Here is a 17,563-nt window from a genome sequence, read left to right as displayed (position 1 = left end):
CGCCCTTTCCACCCGCACCGGGGCGGGAACCGACGCGGCGCGCGGCGCGTCGGATGGGTCGTGACCCCCTCCATCCGTGCGACCCTACGCACGCTCGGCCCCGGCGTCGCGCTCACACTGGCGCTGTCCGGCTGCGCCGGGTCGCGGAACGGAGACGTCGTGTCCGCCGAGCAGACCCCCGGCGCCCCATCGACCGGCGCAGCCGGTTCCGACCCGACCGCCGGTTCCGCCGACGCCGCGCCGACCGCCGGCGCCACCGGTGCCGCCCCGTCCGCTCCGGACCCGACATCCCCCTCCGGCCGGAGCAGACCGCCGCTGTCGGCGACCCGGCCACCCACCCTCGGTCCGCCGACGGCGCCGCCCAGGTGGCCCAGCGACCTGCGCAAGGCCAACGTCCTGGCCGGGCGGATCACCCGGGGCGGCGCCGGCCCCTGCTACGGCCTGGTCACCGATGACGGCCGCGAGTACGCCCTGCACGGCCCCGACAGGGGCACCTTCGCCACGGGTGCCTGGGTACGGGTGACCGTCGGCCCCGCCGACCCGACGGCGAACTGCGGCCCGGGCACCCCGGCCAGCATCGTGAAGATCGATCCGGTCGGCTGACCGGCCGCCCCGCCCGCCCGTCCCCACGCGGCACCGCTGCGCCGGCACCCCAATCCCGACCGGTTGCAGACGCCCGCCAGGTCGGGCCGGCGAGCGGTCCCGGCCACCCCCACGGGTCGGCGACGGAACGGACCGGCGACGGGGTCCTAGGCTGTCCCCATGACCGAGCAGCGCGGCGGGCCCGTCGACGAGTCGTGCGTCCTCACCGAGGGGCCGTGGACGCACCGGTTCGTCGGCGCCAACGGCAGCCGCTTCCACGTCGTGGAGGCCGGCACGGGACCGATGGTGCTCTTCCTGCACGGCTTCCCCGAGCACTGGTGGGCCTGGCACGAGATGCTGCCGGCCGTCGCCGACGCCGGCTTCCGGGCCGTCGCGGTCGACCTGCGCGGCTACGGTGCCAGCGACAAGCCGCCCCGGGGGTACGACGGCTACACCCTCGCGGCCGACGTCGCCGGGCTGATCCGGGCGCTCGGCGAACGCTCCGCCACCGTGGTCGGCACCGGCGTCGGGGGCATGATCGCGTGGACGGTGGCCTCGTTCCACCCGTCGCTGGTGCGCCGGCTGGTGGTGCTCGGTGCCCCCCATCCGCTACGGCTGCGGGCCGCGATCTTCGCCGATCCGCGCGGGCAGTTCGCCGCCGCCACGCCCACCCTGAAGTTCCAGCTCCCCCGCTACGAGCACGTGCTGACCCGCGACGACGCGGCGGCCGTCGAGGAGATGCTGCGCCGCTGGGGCGGGCCGCGCTGGGTCGGTGGGCCGGGCTTCGAGGCGTACGCCCAGCGGTGCCGGGAGGCCATGCGCATCCCGCAGGCGGCGTTCTGCGCCCTGGAGGGCTACCGCTGGGCGTTCCGCTCGGTGCTCCGCCTGCACGGCTACCGCTTCGTCCGGCTGATGCAGAAGCCGCTCGTCACGCCGACCCTCCAGCTGCACGGCGCGCTGGACGAGGCCTCCCTGCCACGTACCGCCCAGGGCTCCGGCCGGTACGTGGTGGCGCCCTACGAGTGGCGGCTCCTGGACGACATCGGGCACTTCCCGCACGTGGAGGCCGGCGACCTGGTGTTGGGCGAGGTCCTGCGCTGGGCGAAGTCCTGAGTCAGACCCGCTGCTCGCGCAGGTCGGCGACCTCGGCGGCGGGCGCCCAGCCCTGGTAGACGCCGAAGTCGAAGACCTCCAGCCCCATCGCCCGGGCCACCGGCCAGCGTCCGCCCGTGTACTCCACCCGCAGCCAGCCGTCGTGCTCGCCGAGGACGATGAACGGCTGCCCCTGCCAGGTGCAGGTGGTCCGCACGTACGCCAGGTCGTCGAGCTCGGTGGCCGGCAGCACCCGGACGTAGCGGCCGGGGCGGATCTCCTCGAAGCCCTCGCCCGGCTCCGGCTGGTAGAGCCGGACGTCGTCGCCGTCCGGACTCGCCTGGTACTCCCGGCCCTTCCAGCGGGCCACGTAGCCGTCGCGCGTCACTGCTCACCGACCTGTCGCCACCGCAGCGCGTCCGTGTCGAGGATGGCGACCACCCGTTCGGTGCCGTCCGCGCCGATCCGCCACAGCTGCGCGCCGTGCGGCAGCCGGGCGCTGTCCACCTTGAACTCCGCCACCACGTCACTGCTCTCGCCGGGCGCGAATCCGTTGCCCCGGAACGGCGGGCGCTCGATGACCCAGCCCTCCATGGCCCGCATGGCGGCCTCGTTCTGCCCGCCGTACGGGATGCGGTAGAGGCTCGGCCGGTGCGCGGGCCAGCGCAGCACGTAGATCTCCCCGGCGTCGCGGGCGAAGGGGGAGTCGGGGTAGCCGAGGCCGAGCGCGTCGTGCAGCTGGGCGGGGGTCGTGAGGTGGGCCAACTCGCCGGCCCGGTGCACGAAGCCGGAGACCCGGTCGTAGCCCCGCTCCAGGTAGTACGCGAGCTGGCTGGGCGCGACCGCCTTCTGCATCACGATGGGGCGCGCCGGATCGGGCGCGGGCGGGGCGTAGCGGGGGCGGCTGACCGGCTCCTCGGCGGCGGGCGGCTCGGCCTCGGTCCCGGTGTCGTCGCCGAGGCCCACCTCGGCCGCCCAGTTGGCCAGCCCGACGATCTGCTCACCGGGCAGCTTCGCCCCGACCGGGGTGCCCGGGTTGACCGCGAACGACCAGGCCTCGTCCGGCCAGCGCCGGATCAACTGGACGAACCTGACCTCGATGGTCTCGACGGTCGCGTCGGTGTGGTCGGCCAGCCGCTCCGTCGAGGTGTGCACGACGACGAACGTCTCGCCGTCCAATTCCTCCGTACGCCACACGAAGCCGGGCTCGCCGGGCCGGCTGCCCGGCGCGGAGTCGGCCGCGACCGGCAACAGCACGCGGGCCAGCAGCAGGGTCGACAGGAACGTGTCGGTGCTGCCGGCGCCGGCGGCGTCGAGGAGGTTCTCCTCGACCTCGTTGGCCGGCTGGAAGCCGACCGGTTCGGAACCGGCACCCGACGACCCGTCCGCGGTCCCGGTCAGGGGCGCGGTGACCTGCTCGTCGGCGATCGGACCAGGGTCCTCCGGCGGCCCGACGCCGGAAACCTCTGCGTCGGTCGCGGCCTCCTGCCGGACGGCGTCGTCCGCCGCCGGTGCGGGTACGGCGACGCTGGTCGGCACCGTCGGATCACCGGACCACGTGTCGGCAGTCGGCGCGGGATCGAGGGACACGGTCGGGTCCAGGGACACGGTCGGGTCGCCCGACGACACGACCGGCTGCGTCCGATCCAGGGACACCGTCGGATCCAAGGACACCGTCGCATCCCCCGACGACACAACCGGCTGCGTCCGATCCAGGGACACCGTCGGATCCAAGGACACCGTCGCATCCCCCGACGACACAACCGGCTGCGTCCGATCCAGGGACACCGTCGGATCCAAGGACACCGTCGCATCCCCCGACGACACAACCGGCTGCGTCCGATCCAGGGACACCGTCGGATCCAAGGACACGGTGGCGTCGCCGGACCACGACGGGGCGGGGGACCGCACGGTGTCGGCGGGCGACGACGGATGGGCGGGCGCCGTCGGTGCGGGTTCGGCGGTCACCGGTTCCCGGCGGCGCCGGACCGGCTCGAACAGCGAGACGGTCTCTTCGGCGGGCGGGGCGGGCTCGGGGGCGGGCGGCCCGGTGAGGTCCCGCGACTCGATGATGGTGCCCTCGATGACGATGGGCGTGAACCCGCGTCGGGAGGCGGGTGGCCCGGAGACCGGTTCCGCGTCCGCCGCCGGCTCCGGCCCGACCGGTTCGGGGGTGGTCTGCCGGCGCGGCAGCGACTGGGTGAGGTCCTCGGCCGGCTGCGGTCGGTCTGCGCCGTACCCCGGTGGCGGCGGCCCGGGATCCGGGGCGGGAGCCCGGAGGTCCCGGGTGGCGTCCTCGCCGGGCCCGCGCGGCGGCAGCACCTGCGTGGCCTCGCCCCCAGGCATCGCGAAGGCCCGGGTGGGCTCGGCGCCGGGCGCCGTGAAGGCGTGGGTGGGCTCGGCGCCGGTCGGGGTGTTCGGGATCGGGCGGGTCGGTTCCCCGGCAGGTGCCGTGAAGGCGTGGGTCGGCTCCCCGGCGGGCGCCGTGAAGGCGTGGGTGGGCTCGGCGCCGGTCGGGGTGTTCGGGATCGGGCGGGTCGGTTCCCCGGCAGGTGCCGTGAAGGCGTGGGTCGGCTCCCCGGCGGGCGCCGTGAAGGCGTGGGTGGGCTCGGCGCCGGTCGGGGTGTTCGGGATCGGGCGGGTCGGTTCCTCCGGCACCGGCTCGCCGAGCGGCCGGCGGCGGGGGAACGGCTGGCTGCCCGCCGCGAGGCGGGACGGCGGCACCGCCCGCTCGCCCGAGCGCAGCGCCTCCTGCCGGTGCGCGGCGGCGCGGCCGGAGGCCGGTTCGAAGAACGACCGGTTGGGTCGCTCCGGGGCCTCCCCGGCCGGGCGGCCGTTGGTTCCCGGCGCGGGGTGGGCGTCGGGCGTCGGCAGGCCCCTCGGGCGCTCGGTGAGCGGCGAGGGACGCGGCGGCGGGACCCGCTCGGGGGCCGCCACGGCGTCGGTCCGCGCGGGTCCGCCGGCCGTCGGGTCGCCGCGCCGCGGATCGAGGTGTTCCGTCGGGAAGGCGGGCGGGCGGGCCGGCTCGGCCGGCGCGCCGCCCGGGGCGGGCGCGGGGACCCGGCCCGTGCTCGACGCGGCCGTCGGCGCGGGCCGGAGCGTGCCGTTGGGCCGGGCCACCCCGGTGGTCGGCCCGGCGTCCGGCCCGGGCGGCAGGTCGTGACCGGCCGCCTGGGCCCGCGCCCGGGCGGCCGTCTCCACCCGTTCCAGCCGGGCCCGCGCACCCATGGTGCGGCCGGGCAACCGGACGTCGCCCCGCGAGAGCTGGGCGACGAACCAGGCCGGCAGGTAGCCCTCGATGGGCAGCCCGGGGTTCACCGCCAGCCACCACTCGTGGTTGGGCCAGCCGTCGGCCAGGTCCGGGTACGAGACACGCCGGACGGCGCCGCCGTTCTCACCGAGGCAGGCGCGTACGGCCGCCCCGGAGGTGAACGCCAACACGTGGGTGCGGCCGCCCGTGGTCCAGGTGCCCCAGCCCACCGGCGCCGTCCCCGCGAGCACCTCGGCGGAGACCGGCAGCAGCAGTTCGGTCCGGGCCAGGACGCGGAAGTAGAGCTGCTGGTCGTTCGCGCGCAGCGCGTCCCGCATCGCCGCCTCGGCGTCGGTGGCCGGCTCCCACTCGGTCACGGCCACCCCTCCTCCCGCGAACAGGCCATACGTATCGCGTACAACCTACAAGGTAAAAGCAAGATCACAATCGCTGGCCGGCGGCGGTGCGCCTACTGCCGCCGGAGGCGCTAACATCCCGTTCCGGAGTCGACACGATACGGAGGCGGTCGATGTCCCGGTCCCCCGCGCGCCAGCTTCTCGCCGCCCTCGCGACGGCGTTGCTGACGGCCCTCCCGGCCACCGCCGCGCCCGCCGGACGCCCGGCCGGATTCGCCCCCGGCCCGGTGCCGGCCGGCCGTTCCGCGCCCGCGCCGACCGCCGCGCGTGCGGTCCCCGGCTGTGCCTCCCCCCTCGCCCCGGTCCGGCCGGTGTCCGCGCGTCCCTGGCCCCAGCAGCGGTACGCCCCGGAGCGCCTGGCGGCGCTCGCCACGGGCGCCGGGGTGACGGTCGCGGTGGTCGACTCGGGCGTGGACCGACGGCACCCGCAGCTGGCGGGCCGCGTACTCGACGGAACGGACCTGCTCGACGCCGGCGGCGACGGCAGCCGGGACTGCGCCGGTCACGGCACCGGTGTGGCGAGCATCATCGCCGCCGCCCCCCGCGACGGGGTGGCGTTCCGTGGTTTGGCCCCGGGCGCCCGGATCCTGCCCGTACGGGTCAGCGAGCAGCAGGTGGTCGAGGGGCGGGAGTCGGGGCGCACGGTCAGCGCCGGGGACTTCGCCCGAGCCATCCGCTGGGCCGTCGACCACGACGCCGACGTGCTCAACCTCTCCGTCGTCCTGTACGCGGACGACCCCGCGGTGCGCGCCGCGATCGGCTACGCGGTCGACCGGGACGTGGTCGTGGTGGCCGCCGCCGGCAACCTGCACGACGCCGGCGATCCCCGGCCCTACCCGGCCGCGTACGACGGGGTGCTCGGGGTGGGCGCGATCGGGGCGGACGGGTCGCGCGCCCCGTTCTCCCAGACCGGCGCGTACGTCGACCTGGTCGCCCCGGGCAGCGACGTGCTGATGGCCGCCCCCGGTCAGGGCCACCACCGGGCCGAGGGCACCAGCTACGCGGCGCCCTTCGTGGCGGCCACCGCCGCGCTGCTGCGCGAGTACCGGCCGGATCTGACTGCGGCGCAGGTGGCGCAGCGGATCGCGGCGACCGTCGATCCGGCCCCGGGCGACGGTCGGGGCGGCGGGTACGGCGCGGGGGTGCTGAACCCGTACCGGGCGGTCACGGAGACCGGGGGCGGGGTGCCGGAGCGGGTACGCCAGGTCACGGCGCTGGCGGACGACCGGGCCGAGCCGGCGGTGCTGGCGCAGCGGGCCCGCCGGGCGGCGGCGCGGGACCGGGCGTTGCTGGTGGCGGGGGTCAGCGGAGCGGTGGTGGCCCTGGCGGCACTGCTGGCGCTGGTCGTGCCGCGCGGGGCGCGCCGCCGCTGGCGGCCGGCCGGACCGGCCTGACCGGACCGGACGGTCGGGCCACGGCCCAGGTCGCCGGTGCGGTGGATGGTTGCGCCGCCCCGGACGGCCGATGGTGGCGCCGACCGGCTCACGGTCGACGCCACCACCGGGCGGGGCTCACTGGAACAGGCCGACGTTCTTCTTCTCCGTGTCGAGGTAGTCGGTGGCGGAGTCGTTCACCGCGAGCTTGATGTCGCGCAGCATGGCCTGGAGGTCCTGCGAGGCGGAGCGCCAGCGGGCCTGGCGCTGCTCGTAGGCCTGGCGGGCCTCGCCGGACCAGCTCGCCACGAGCGGGGCGGCGTCCCGTTCGAGCTGCCCGAGTTGCGAGTCGAGCGCGTTCAGCGCCTTCTGGATGTCCGCGCCCGCCTGTTGCAGGGCGGCGAAGTTGACGACGAGTACACCGTGGTCCATCGGATGTCTCCTCCCCCGAGACCGGGTCAGAGCGGCAGCTGGATGCCGCCGCGGTTGGTGGTGGACACGCGGCTGGCGGCCTCGGCGTCCGAGACGTCGTAGTGCTGGCCGGCCGTGCGGATGGCGCCGGCGGTCTCGCGCAGCGCCCGTTGCAGCGCCGCCTGGTCCTGTGCCCACTGCTGCTTGACCTGCTCGAACGAGCGCCCGCCAGCACCGCGCCAGGCCTGCTGCAACACCTCCAACTCGGCCATCAGGCTGCTCAGCATGGACTGCAGGGACTGGTCGACCTGCTCGAACTTCGCGGCGGTCTGCTGCATCACCGCTGCTTCCGCCTGGGTCTGGGACACCTGGGACGTCACCTCGTCTCGTGGGTCGTGGCTGGCCGCCGGCGCGCCCGCCCATTGGGCCGCCGCTCGCGCCGCCCGGGCGTCGAGCGCGGCGGGCGCGGGGTCAGCAAACTCGTCGCTGACGGTAGCGGTCCGGTCGCGGTTCTGCTACCCCGTGGGCCTCCCCTGTGGACGACCGCGGCCCCCATCCCGTCGGGCGCTCCGCTTACGATGGGCGGCGTCGATGTCGCGGCGAGTGACCGGTCGAGGAGGCGCGGTGACGGTGACGACCGGCGCGGGCCCGCACCGGCCGGCCCCGGGCCCCGGTCCCGGGCCGGCCGCCCCGGCCCTCGTGCCGGCAGCGCCCGGCCCGGCTGGACCGCCCGGCCCGGCTGGACCGCCGCCCGGCCCGGGCGGCGCGGTGGCGGGCGCCCCGACCTCCCGCATCGCCCCGCCGGCAGCGTGGATCCCGGCCGGCCGTCGCGGTGGGGCAGGTGTCCGGGCCGGTCAGGTCGTCGCCACGCAGGTGGCGGTGGCCGCCGTGGTGGCGGCCACCGGTCGCGGGGTGCTGGCGACGATGGCCGCCGTGGGGGTGGCCGCGCTGCTGCTGCCGGTGGCGTGGGTGCGGCTGCGGGGGCGGTGGCTCTTCGAGTGGCTGACAACCGGGCTCGGCTACGCCACGCGTCGACGCGCCCTGCCGCCGGCCGCCGGCCCGACAGCCCTGCTGGACCTGGTCGACCCGGGTGCGGTCGTCCGCCCCGCCGAGCTGGCCGGCGCGCCGGCCGCCGTGTTGGACGACGCCGCCGGCATGCTGGCCGTGCTGGAGGTCGGCGACCCGGCCGACCTGCTCGGCGACGCTCCCCGCGCGCTGCCCGTCCCGGCGTCGCTGCTGCCGGCCGCCGCGTCGGACGGTCCCCCGGTCCGGCTCCAGCTCCTGCTGACGGGCTCGCCGGCGCCGACGGTCGGCGCGGGTGGTGGCGCGGTCGCCACCTCGTACCGGCAGCTCACCGACGGGCGGCTCGCGGGCCGGGAGCGGGCCGTGCTCGCCGTACGGGTGCTGCGCGCCGAGGGCTGGACGGCGGAGGAGCTGCGGCGGGCGCTCTCCGGGACGGTCCGCCGGATCGTCCGCCGGATCGGGCCCGTCACCGCCCGCCCGTTGGGCGAGCAGGCCATGCTGCGGGTGCTGGCGGAGCTGGCCCACCACGACGACCACCCCGCGCAGGAGTCCTGGCAGGCGGTCCGGGCCGGCGACCTGCTCCAGACCACGTTCCGGCTGCGCCGCTGGCCCGACGCGCGTGGCGACGCCGGCCGGCGGCTGGTGTCCCGGATGCTCGCGCTGCCCGCGACGGCGACCACCGTCTCGCTCGGCGTGGGGCCGTGGGCCGGCGCCGGCCCCACGTCGGCACCGACCGAGCTGGCCGTACGACTGGCCGCCGCCACCCCGGCGGAGCTCTCGATCGCGGCGCAGGCGCTGCGCCGGCTGGTGGCCGAGGTGGGCGGCGAGGTGCACCGGCTCGACGGCGCGCAGCTCGACGGGCTGGCCGGCACGCTGCCGCTCGCGGCGGCGGGCGCGGCGGGTCCGGATCCGGCGCCCGACGGCCTGGAGCTGACCCTCGGCGAGGCGGGGCTGATGGTCGGCACCAACCGGCACGGCGGCGCGGTGACCGTCCGGCTGTTCCGGCCGGAGAGCACCCGGGTGATGCTGGTCGGCGGGGTGCGCGCGGCGCAGCTGGTGGCGGTGCGGGCCATGGCGCTCGGCGCCCGGGTGGTGGTGCAGACCGCCCGCCCGCGCTGGTGGGAGCCGTTCGTCCGGGGCGTCGGCACCCCCGGCACGATGATCCCGGTGGTGCCGCCCGGCCGTCCGGTGGGCGAGCCGGGTTCGCCGCTGCGTCCGCTGCTGGTGGTGGTCGACGCCGGTGCCACGCCCGCCGGGACGGAGTCGGGTTCGGCGTGGCGGACGACGTTGCTCGTACGCGACGAGCTGACCCCCGCCGACGCCGACGCGCTGGGCCGGGCCGACCTGGCCCTGCTGCAACCGCTCGACGCGGCCGAGGCCGCCGTGGCGGGCGGCGCGCTGGGGCTCGGCGCGTCGGCGGAGTGGCTGACCCGGATCCGGGACGACATGGTGGCGGTGGTCAACCGGCGGGCGTTGCGCTGGGCGCTGCTCTCCCCCACCCCGATCGAGTCGCAGCTGATCGGCCGCCCCTCCCGTCGCTGAGCGGCGATCTCGCGGCTTCCGCACGTTGTCCGTCCGTGGCACGATCCCGGCCATGGGTTTCCTCAAAGGTCTGCTGATCCGGCTGGGCAGCACGGCGCTGGCCTTCTGGCTGGCAACACTGCTCATCCCGGGCATCACGCTGGATTCGGCGTCCGCCAGCGAAACGGTCGTCACGCTGGTCCTCGTCGCGGTGATCTTCGGCGTGGTCAACGCGGTGCTCCAGCCGATCATCAAGACGGTCGGCTGCGGCTTCTACCTGCTGACCCTCGGGCTGATCGCGCTGGTGGTCAACGGGCTGTTGTTCCTGCTCACGAGCTGGATCGCCGACCAGGCCGGGCTGCCCTTCCACGTCGACGGCTTCTGGCCGGAGGCGGTGCTCGGCGCGCTGTTCGTCGGCATCGTGACCTGGATCCTCGGCGCCGTCCTCGACCGGGACTGACCGGCCCGGACGACGACCCGCAGGGCCGGGCCGGACGGGCCACGCGGCCAGACCGGGCTGTCCGGGCCCGGACGCGCAGCGCGCCGGCCGGAGGGCGGATCTGGCCGCTGCTACGAACGGATGGCCGGGCCAGGGGCATTCTGCTGCCCACCGGGTCGCTGCCCCCGTCCGCCGGCCGGGCAAGCGACGCACTGCGGACGACGCTCGCTCTCGCACCTCCGCCTCCGCCATCGAATGCTGGCGGAGGCGGAGGCGGAGGCGGAGGCGAGAAGCGGGCTACGCCTTGGCGCTGGCCTTCTTGGCGGTGGCGGACTGGCCGGCCGCCTGGGTGAACACGGGAAGGTAGCCGTTTGCCTGCCCGGTCGCCATGGGGTGGTACGAGTTCGACAGGTTCAGGAAGTCCACGGAGTGGATCCACTTGTTGCCGCTGCAGATCTGGTGTCCCACGAAGATGCTGCGCACGTCGGCGAAGACGAACCCGGCGCGGTCCGCGGCGGCGGCGATCAGGCTGTCGGCCAGGTTGATGCCCTCGTTGACCTTCGCGCGGGCCGCCTCGCCGATCCCGATGCAGACCGTGCCGAGCTGATAGAAGACCGGGTAACTGAGCACCACGACCTTCGCGTTCGGGGCCTTGCTGCGGATCGCGGCGTAGGCGCGGTCGAGCAGGCCGGGGAGGTTCGCCCGGGCCTGCACCTGGGCCGCGTCCACCGCGGCGATGCAGGCGCTCGATCCCTGGAGGGCGCAGATGCTCATGATGCTGCCGAACCCTGCGTCGTTGCCCCCGATGGTGATGCTGACCAGGGTGGTCTGCGCGCTGAGCGCGGCGACCTGTGAGTTGATCACGTCGGTCGTCTTCGCGCCCCCGCAGGCCACCGACTTGTAGGTGGCCGGCGCGTTGGCCGCGGCCCAGAGGGCGGAGAACGCCTTGGTGCTGCGTTTGCAGCTGCCACTCTCCGCTGTGTAGCTACCGGCACCGACACCCGAGGCGTACGAGTCGCCGAGTGCCACGTAGTGATGACCGGCCGCCTGCGCCGGGTTGGCCAGCCCGAGTACGGCGAGCGTCGCGGAGAGCACACCTGCGAGCAGGGTCAGCATCCGGGTTCTGGTCATACACCCTCCATCGCTACTGCTACATGATGATTGATCTCAATACGTTGATGCATGAGGTTACCTGCCGACCGACCCTTTTCATCGAAGTTCTTCTAAATTTCTGTGCATGCGTCGAGCCGGGCGGCCCGAGGCCGCCGGTGATGCCGGGTCTGCCAGGGTCTACGCCCTCGCGGCCGCGTCCACTGCCGGATGGCGCGCGGCCACCCGGTCCCACGGCGGACCCGACACACCGCCTAGCATCGCGGCATGTTCGCCCTGACCCGCGCCGACGGCTACCTGCTCAGCACCGATCCGGACCGGATCGACCTGAGCCTCGTGCACCACTGGCTCTCCACGGACGCGTACTGGGCGATCGGGCGGGACCGGGAGACGGTGGCCCGGGCGTTCGCCGGGTCGGTGCCGTTCGGCGTCTACCGTCCCGGTGACGGCCGGCAGGTCGCGGTCGCCCGCGTGGTCACCGACGGGGCCACCTTCGGCTGGCTCTGCGACGTCTACGTCGATCCCGCCGAGCGCGGCCGGGGGCTGGGCACGTGGCTGGCCGGTGCGGTCCGCGACCACCTCGCCGCCCTGGGCGTACGCCGGATCCTGCTGGCCACCGCCGACGCCCACGCGGTGTACGCGAAGGTCGGGTTCACCCCGATGACGGATCCGCACCGCTGGATGCAGCTCGACCAGCGGGAGCAGCCCGTGAGCCGGGTCACCGGCAAGGATCCGGACGGCCGTTCGCCCCTTACGGTGGACGCGTGACGCCACTCCGCCTCGGCTACCTCTACGGCTTCGTCGCGTACCTGATCTGGGGGTTCTTCCCGCTCTACCTGCGGCTGATGCGCCCGGCCGGGTCGATCGAGATCCTGGCCCACCGCATCGTCTGGTCGGTGGCGTTCGTCGCCCTCCTGCTGGGTGCGCTGCGCAACGTCGGCTTCCTGCGGGCGCTGCTGCGCCGGCCCCGGGCGCTGGCCGGCATCGGCGTCGCCGCCACGCTGATCGCGGTGAACTGGGGCACCTACATCTACGGCGTGACCTCCGACCGGGTCGTGGAGACCGCCCTCGGCTACTTCATCAACCCGCTGGTGGTGGTGCTGCTGGGCGTCACCGTGCTGCGCGAGCGGCTGCGCCCCACGCAGTGGGTCGCCCTCGGCATCAGCGGCCTGGCCGTGGCCGTACTGACCGTCGACTACGGCCGGCTGCCCTACCTGGCGCTGGTCCTGGCGTTCAGCTTCGCCGGGTACGGCCTGGCCAAGAAGCAGCTCGGGCTGCCGGCCGCGGAGGGGCTCTTCGTCGAGTCGGCGGTGCTGGCGCTGCCCGCGCTGGCGTACCTGGGGTGGCTCACCGCCACCGGCGACGGCACCTTCGGGCAGGTGTCGGTCGGGCACACCCTGCTGCTGGTGTCGGCCGGGGCGGCGACCGCGATCCCGCTGCTGCTCTTCGCCGGGGCGGCGAACCGGCTCCCGCTCACCGGCCTCGGCATGATCCAGTACCTCGCCCCGATCCTCCAGCTCGGTTGCGGGGTGCTGATCTTCCACGAGCCGATGCCGCCGGCCCGCCTCGCCGGCTTCGCCCTGGTCTGGGCCGCGCTCATCGTCTTCACCGTCGACGCCGTGCGCCACTCCCGCCGCACCCGCGCCGCCGCCCTCGCCGCCCGCCGGGCCGGGGCCGTCGCCGCGACCCGCTGACCGACGCGCGGCGCGGTCAGCGGACGTCGTAGGCGAGGACGGGGGTGCCGTCGGCGCGCAGCAGTTCCAGCCGGACCAGCTCCGCGTCGGTGAACCGGGTGGCGCCGGTGATCCGCAGGTCGTCACCGGGGGCGGCGAGCCAGGACCCGATCTGCTCCGTCGCGCCGCCCGGGCCGTGCGCCACCAGCCGGAAGGCGTACGCCTTGGCGTAGCCGGCCTTCGCGTCGTACCCGCAGCGCATCCGCACCTCCGTGCCCCACTCGGTGCCGTTGAGGGCGATCTCGGCGTGCACCGGCACCGTGCCGGCGACCGGCTGCATGGCGACCATCCGCACCTCGACCGGGGTCGGGGCGGTTGCCTCCCGGGGCAGCAGGACGGCGGTGCCGACGCCGACGAGCAGGGCCGCCACGGCCGCCGCGAGCGTGGTGAGGGCGTACCGGCGGCGGGTGGCCGAGCGGTCGCGGCGGCGGCGCTCCCGCGCGGCGGCGAGCAGTTCGGGCACCCGAGGGTTCTCCGGCGGCGGCAGGAACTGTTCCAGGCCGGCCGGGTCGAGGCGGCCGAGCAGGCCGGGCAGGACGGCGATCTCGGCGACCGCCTGACGGCAGGCGGCGCAGCCGGCGAGGTGCCGCTCGTAGGCCACCCGTTCGGCGGGAGCCAGCGCACCCAGCACGTACGCGCCGTCGTCGTGCGCGAACTCGCACCGGGTCATTCCGTCACCCCCATCTCGGCCAGGACCAACCGTAGTGAGCGCAGGGCGTAGTGGGTCCGGGACTTGACCGTGCCGGCCGGTACGCCCAGCCGGGACGCCGCCTCCGCCACCGACCGCCCCTGGTAGAAGCACTCGACCAGCACCTCCCGGTGGGTGGGGCTGAGCCGGTTCAGCGCCTCGGCGACGGTCCACGCCTCCACCGCGCGTTCCGCCTCGTCCACGGCCTGGACGGGCTCGGGCAGCTCGTCGGTGAAGACCTCGCCGACCCGGGCGGAGCGGCGCCGCCAGGCGTCGATGGCCAGGTTGCGGGCGGTGGTGAAGAGCCAGGACCGGACCGAGCCGCGCGTCGGGTCGAGCGCCTCCGGGTGCCGCCAGGCCCGCAGCAGCGTCTCCTGCACCAGGTCCTCGGCCCGTTGGCGGTCGCCGTTGACCAGCCGCAGGGCGTGCGCGTACAGCGCCTCCGCGTGCTCGTCGTGCAGCACGCGGAGCAGTTGGGCGTCGTCGTCGCTGATGGCGGTCTCCTCGCTGTCGGCGCGAGTCCGGCGGTGGCGTTCGCCCGGGAATACGTGCCGCCGCCCCGATCGGTTCAGCCGCAGGTCACCGTGGGATTCCCGGCCGAGGTGTTCACGCCCGGTTCACGCCGCCGCCGACGGTCGCTCACCGCGCCCTCCTAGCGTCCGGCGGGTACGCACGCCAGCGGCTGGTCCGGCGTGCACCGACCCCCATCAGGAGGCTCCTTCCATGAGCGACCGTCCCCGGCTGCTCCCGTTGCTGGGCGCCACCCGCCACGGCAGCCGCGACGCCATGACCTGTCTCTACCGGTGCGGCAACGCGTGCGACCACCCGGTGCCCAACACCTCCGACAACGCGTACTTCGGGGACGTGGTGAACGCGGAGGTCTCCCGGCGCGGCCTGGTCCGGGGCGGCGCGGTCGGCGCGCTGGTCCTCGGCTTCGGCGGCGCGGTGGCCGGTGCCGCCCCCGCCGCTGCCGCCCCCGCCGCCCCCGTGGTCCCCGAGGCGGCCGGCTTCGCCCGCCCGGCCGGCGGCGTCGGCAACGGCGCGCTGACCTTCAAGCCGGTCCCGCCGAACACCCTGGACAGTCTCGTCGTGCCCAACGGGTACGACCACGCGGTCGTCATGCGCTGGGGTGACCCGGTCGTGCCGGGCGCCCCCGAGTTCGACCTGCACGCCCAGACCGCCGCCGCCCAGGCCCGGCAGTTCGGCTACAACAACGACTTCGTCGGGGTGCTGCCGCTGGACGGGCGCCGGCGCGCGCTGCTCGTGGTCAACCACGAGTACACCAACGAGGACCTGATGTTCCCCGGCTTCACGGGCCAGGACGCGCTGAGCGTCGAGCAGCTCCGGATCGCCATGGCCGCGCACGGCATGTCCGTGGTGGAGCTGGAGCGGGTCGACGGCACCGGGCAGTGGCGGCCGGTCACCAAGGGCCGGCGGCCGTACAACCGGCGGGTCACGGCGCTGGCCACGAAGTTCGAGCTGACCGGGCCGGCCGCCGGTTCGGCGCACCTGCGGACGGCCGCAGACCCGAAGGGCCGTACGGTCGTCGGCACGCTGAACAACTGCGCCGGCGGGGTGACCCCGTGGGGCACCGTGCTCTCCGGCGAGGAGAACTTCAACCAGTACTTCGTGGGCGGCGACGCGGTGGCCGAGGAGGTGAAGCCGAAGCTGGCCCGGTACGGCATCACCACCACCACCCGTTACCCGGGCGGCAGCCGCAAGTGGGAGCGCGCCGACGAGCGGTTCGACCTGGCGAAGCACCCGAACGAGGCCAACCGGCACGGCTGGATCGTGGAGATCGACCCGTACGACCCGGAGAGCCGCCCGCGCAAGCACACCGCGCTGGGCCGGTTCAAGCACGAGGGCGCGAACGTCATCGTGGCGAGGAGCGGGCACGTGGTCGCCTACATGGGCGACGACGAGCGCTTCGACTACCTGTACAAGTTCGTCTCCGACAAGAAGTTCATGAAGGGCAACTCCTGGGTCGCCCGCCGGCACAACCTGACCCTGCTGGAGTCGGGCACCCTCTACGTCGCCAAGCTCGACGGGACCAGCGCCGGCGAGATCGACGGCTCCGGCCGGCTCCCCTCCGACGGCGCGTTCGACGGCCGGGGCCGGTGGATCAGGCTGGTCAGCGGCAACCGCTCGTACGTCGACGGGATGACGGCCGCCGACGTGCTCACCTTCACCCGGCTGGCCGGCGACAAGGTCGGGGCGACCAAGATGGACCGCCCGGAGGACGTCGAGCCCAGTCTGCTCACCGGCAAGGTGTACGTGGCGCTGACCAACAACACCGACCGGGGCAGGGCCGGCAAGCCGGCCGCCGACGAGGCCAACCCGCGCAACCTCAACAAGCACGGCCAGGTGCTGGAGCTGGTCGAGGACCGGGGCGACAACGCGGGCGAGACCTTCGCCTGGTCGCTGCCCATCGTCGCCGGCGACCCGGCGGACCCGTCGACCTTCTTCGCCGGGTACGACAAGACGAAGGTCTCCCCGATCTCCTGCCCGGACAACGTGGCGTTCGACGCCACCGGGAACCTCTGGATCTCGACGGACGGCAACGCGCTGGGCAGCAACGACGGCCTCTTCGCCACGGCCGTCGAGGGGCCGGAACGGGGTCACCTGAAGCAGTTCCTCACCGTGCCGGTGGGCGCGGAGGCGTGCGGCCCGTTCATCACCGGGGACAACCGCTCGGTCTTCGTGGCGGTGCAGCACCCGGGCGAGCTGAGCGGGGCGTCGGTCGAGAACCCGGCCTCGAACTGGCCGGACGGCGACTTCGCCAAGCCGGGCGTGGTGGTGGCCTGGCGCCTGGACGGCGGCCCGATCGGCAGCTGACCCCTCCTCGGGCGGCCCGGCGCCGGACCGCCACCGGGGCCCTCTCCCAGCCGGGGAGAGGGCCCCCGGCCGTTGCGGCCCGACGCGACCGGCACGGGGGGCGGCAGCGGGACACGGAAGCGTGCCCGGGGCGGCCGGAGCAGCCCGCCCGGCCGGCGGGCTCAGCTGTCGGCGACCAGGTTGTCGGCGATCGTCCGGGCGGCGGTGAGCAGCTTCGCCCGCACGACTCGGGCGGAGGTCATCATCTCGCCGGCCGGCAGCGCGCAGGCCAGCACCACCCGGCGTTCCATGTCCTTGTCGGGGCTGACCAGCACCGCCGCGCAGGCCACGCCCTGCCGGAACTGCCCCAGCTCCAGCTGCATGCCCCGCCGGTCCCCGGCGGCCAGGTCGACCTCGAACGCCTCGGCGGTCGTCAGGGTCGCGGAGGTGAACGGACGCATGCCGTAGTCGCGCAGGTAACGGAAGCGTTGCTCGGCGGTCAGGGTGGCGAGCAGGGCCTTGCCAAGGGCGGTCGCGTGCGCGCCCTCGTCGAAGCCGGGCACCAGCTCCTCCAGGTACGGCGAGCGCGGGCCCTCGGCCACGGCCGTGACCGCCACCTGGCCGCCGACGAAGCGGCCGAGGTAGTGGCTGTAGCCGGTGTCCACGGCGGCCCGGCGCAGGCTCTCCCCGACCGACGGCGGCCCCCGGAACGCCGTCACCAGCTCGCGGTAGCGGTCGGCCACCTCCAGACCCACGATGTACGTGCCGTCCTCGCGCCGGATCACGTAGCCCTCGTAGGCGAGGGTGCGGACCAGGTGATAGGTGGTCGCCACGGTCAGCTCGCAGCGCCGGGCGATCTGCTTGACGGTGAGCCCCTTCGGGGCGCGACCGACCGATTCGAGCACTCGTAGCGCGCGGGACACGCTCCGGATGAGGTCCGAAGGTTCCGCCAAGGGGTCGCGCACAACCACCTCCGCCGCCGGGGACTTACACCATATGAAAAACAGGCGCGGTGCGAAATGCCTGTTCGGGTGGAGGATGCCAGATCGTCGTGAACGGCGCGTGCCCCGACAGGCACGTTCGGTGACGTAATCGCTGCTCGCGTAGGTTT

General features: G+C 75.1%; 16 protein-coding genes. 8 read left to right on the top strand and 8 right to left on the bottom strand.

The genetic code is table 11. The annotated features are described in order from the left end of the window. The first annotated feature begins 159 nt into the window (after nucleotides 1-159). Together CLT72_RS32035 and CLT72_RS24550 are read left to right on the top strand one after the other, a co-directional pair. Complete coding sequence (locus tag CLT72_RS32035; RefSeq protein ID WP_158242070.1) at nucleotides 160-603, top strand: hypothetical protein; 444 nt, start codon at nucleotides 160-162, stop codon at nucleotides 601-603. Nucleotides 604-762: 159 nt separating this feature from the next. Beyond that, a complete protein-coding gene (locus CLT72_RS24550; RefSeq protein WP_101413783.1) occupies nucleotides 763-1,695 on the top strand; it encodes an alpha/beta fold hydrolase in 933 nt (310 codons plus the stop codon). Between the two features lies 1 nt (nucleotide 1,696). Here CLT72_RS24550 and CLT72_RS24545 read toward each other — a convergent pair whose 3' ends face one another. Beyond that, nucleotides 1,697-2,062, bottom strand: a complete 366-nt coding sequence (locus tag CLT72_RS24545) for a hypothetical protein (protein WP_101413782.1) — start codon at nucleotides 2,060-2,062, stop codon at nucleotides 1,697-1,699. Beyond that, entirely contained in the window at nucleotides 2,059-5,301 is a 3,243-nt protein-coding gene (locus tag CLT72_RS24540) for an SseB family protein (RefSeq protein ID WP_101415364.1), read from the bottom strand. The genes CLT72_RS24545 and CLT72_RS24540 overlap by 4 nt, the downstream gene beginning before the upstream one ends. Before the next feature lie 152 nt (nucleotides 5,302-5,453). Here CLT72_RS24540 and mycP point away from each other — a divergent pair, with 152 nt between their 5' ends. Next, nucleotides 5,454-6,734 carry a type VII secretion-associated serine protease mycosin gene (gene mycP / locus CLT72_RS24535; protein WP_101413781.1) on the top strand — a complete coding sequence of 427 codons (1,281 nt, stop codon included), beginning with the start codon at nucleotides 5,454-5,456 and terminating at the stop codon, nucleotides 6,732-6,734. A 117-nt stretch (nucleotides 6,735-6,851) separates the two neighbouring features. Here mycP and CLT72_RS24530 read toward each other — a convergent pair whose 3' ends face one another. Together CLT72_RS24530 and CLT72_RS24525 are read right to left on the bottom strand one after the other, a co-directional pair. Continuing rightward, a complete protein-coding gene (locus CLT72_RS24530; RefSeq protein ID WP_089002411.1) occupies nucleotides 6,852-7,145 on the bottom strand; it encodes a WXG100 family type VII secretion target in 294 nt (97 codons plus the stop codon). 26 nt (nucleotides 7,146-7,171) lie between these two features. After that, nucleotides 7,172-7,492, bottom strand: coding sequence for a WXG100 family type VII secretion target (locus CLT72_RS24525; protein WP_089003743.1), 321 nt, complete (start codon nucleotides 7,490-7,492; stop codon nucleotides 7,172-7,174). A 256-nt stretch (nucleotides 7,493-7,748) separates the two neighbouring features. On the opposite strand from CLT72_RS24525, the gene eccE reads away from it, so the two are divergent. Both eccE and CLT72_RS24515 read left to right on the top strand, forming a co-directional pair. After that, entirely contained in the window at nucleotides 7,749-9,689 is a 1,941-nt protein-coding gene (eccE, locus tag CLT72_RS24520; protein ID WP_486484317.1) for a type VII secretion protein EccE, read from the top strand. Between the two features lie 52 nt (nucleotides 9,690-9,741). Next, a complete protein-coding gene (locus CLT72_RS24515) occupies nucleotides 9,742-10,128 on the top strand; it encodes a phage holin family protein (RefSeq protein WP_089002413.1) in 387 nt (128 codons plus the stop codon). Between the two features lie 276 nt (nucleotides 10,129-10,404). Here the strand turns inward: CLT72_RS24515 and CLT72_RS24510 are convergent, their stop codons facing one another. Further along, nucleotides 10,405-11,238 carry an SGNH/GDSL hydrolase family protein gene (locus CLT72_RS24510; protein ID WP_101413779.1) on the bottom strand — a complete coding sequence of 278 codons (834 nt, stop codon included), beginning with the start codon at nucleotides 11,236-11,238 and terminating at the stop codon, nucleotides 10,405-10,407. A 246-nt stretch (nucleotides 11,239-11,484) separates the two neighbouring features. Between CLT72_RS24510 and CLT72_RS24505 the strand changes: the two genes are divergently transcribed. Together CLT72_RS24505 and rarD are read left to right on the top strand one after the other, a co-directional pair. Next, complete coding sequence (locus CLT72_RS24505; protein ID WP_101413778.1) at nucleotides 11,485-11,985, top strand: GNAT family N-acetyltransferase; 501 nt, start codon at nucleotides 11,485-11,487, stop codon at nucleotides 11,983-11,985. Continuing rightward, nucleotides 11,982-12,911: an EamA family transporter RarD gene (gene rarD, locus CLT72_RS24500; protein ID WP_101413777.1), complete on the top strand. Its 930-nt coding sequence runs from the start codon at nucleotides 11,982-11,984 to the stop codon at nucleotides 12,909-12,911. Before CLT72_RS24505 ends, rarD begins: the two co-directional genes overlap by 4 nt. A gap of 16 nt (nucleotides 12,912-12,927) precedes the next feature. On the opposite strand, the gene CLT72_RS24495 is transcribed toward rarD, so the two are convergent. Continuing rightward, entirely contained in the window at nucleotides 12,928-13,620 is a 693-nt protein-coding gene (locus CLT72_RS24495; protein ID WP_089002416.1) for an anti-sigma factor family protein, read from the bottom strand. After that, complete coding sequence (locus CLT72_RS24490; RefSeq protein ID WP_358167661.1) at nucleotides 13,617-14,111, bottom strand: sigma-70 family RNA polymerase sigma factor; 495 nt, start codon at nucleotides 14,109-14,111, stop codon at nucleotides 13,617-13,619. The genes CLT72_RS24495 and CLT72_RS24490 overlap by 4 nt, the downstream gene beginning before the upstream one ends. A gap of 250 nt (nucleotides 14,112-14,361) precedes the next feature. On the opposite strand from CLT72_RS24490, the gene CLT72_RS24485 reads away from it, so the two are divergent. Continuing rightward, entirely contained in the window at nucleotides 14,362-16,473 is a 2,112-nt protein-coding gene (locus CLT72_RS24485) for a PhoX family protein (RefSeq protein WP_101413775.1), read from the top strand. A 161-nt stretch (nucleotides 16,474-16,634) separates the two neighbouring features. Here the strand turns inward: CLT72_RS24485 and CLT72_RS24480 are convergent, their stop codons facing one another. Continuing rightward, the gene (locus CLT72_RS24480; RefSeq protein ID WP_101413774.1) at nucleotides 16,635-17,417 is read right to left on the bottom strand and encodes an IclR family transcriptional regulator; all 783 of its coding nucleotides are present in this window, start codon (nucleotides 17,415-17,417) and stop codon (nucleotides 16,635-16,637) included. Nucleotides 17,418-17,563: the final 146 nt, after the last annotated feature.

Source organism: Micromonospora sp. CNZ309, from assembly GCF_002846525.1.
This window is presented reverse-complemented; position numbering and strand designations above follow the sequence as displayed.

Excerpts from the sequence above, each read along its gene's own strand:
- CLT72_RS24550 (WP_101413783.1), top strand. The coding sequence starts at position 763 with ATGACCGAGCAGCGCGGCGGGCCCGTCGACGAGTCGTGCGTCCTCACC.
- mycP (WP_101413781.1), top strand. The coding sequence starts at position 5,454 with ATGTCCCGGTCCCCCGCGCGCCAGCTTCTCGCCGCCCTCGCGACGGCG.
- CLT72_RS24530 (WP_089002411.1), bottom strand. The coding sequence starts at position 7,145 with ATGGACCACGGTGTACTCGTCGTCAACTTCGCCGCCCTGCAACAGGCG.
- CLT72_RS24515 (WP_089002413.1), top strand. The coding sequence starts at position 9,742 with ATGGGTTTCCTCAAAGGTCTGCTGATCCGGCTGGGCAGCACGGCGCTG.
- CLT72_RS24510 (WP_101413779.1), bottom strand. The coding sequence starts at position 11,238 with ATGACCAGAACCCGGATGCTGACCCTGCTCGCAGGTGTGCTCTCCGCG.
- CLT72_RS24505 (WP_101413778.1), top strand. The coding sequence starts at position 11,485 with ATGTTCGCCCTGACCCGCGCCGACGGCTACCTGCTCAGCACCGATCCG.
- CLT72_RS24495 (WP_089002416.1), bottom strand. The coding sequence starts at position 13,620 with ATGACCCGGTGCGAGTTCGCGCACGACGACGGCGCGTACGTGCTGGGT.
- CLT72_RS24485 (WP_101413775.1), top strand. The coding sequence starts at position 14,362 with ATGAGCGACCGTCCCCGGCTGCTCCCGTTGCTGGGCGCCACCCGCCAC.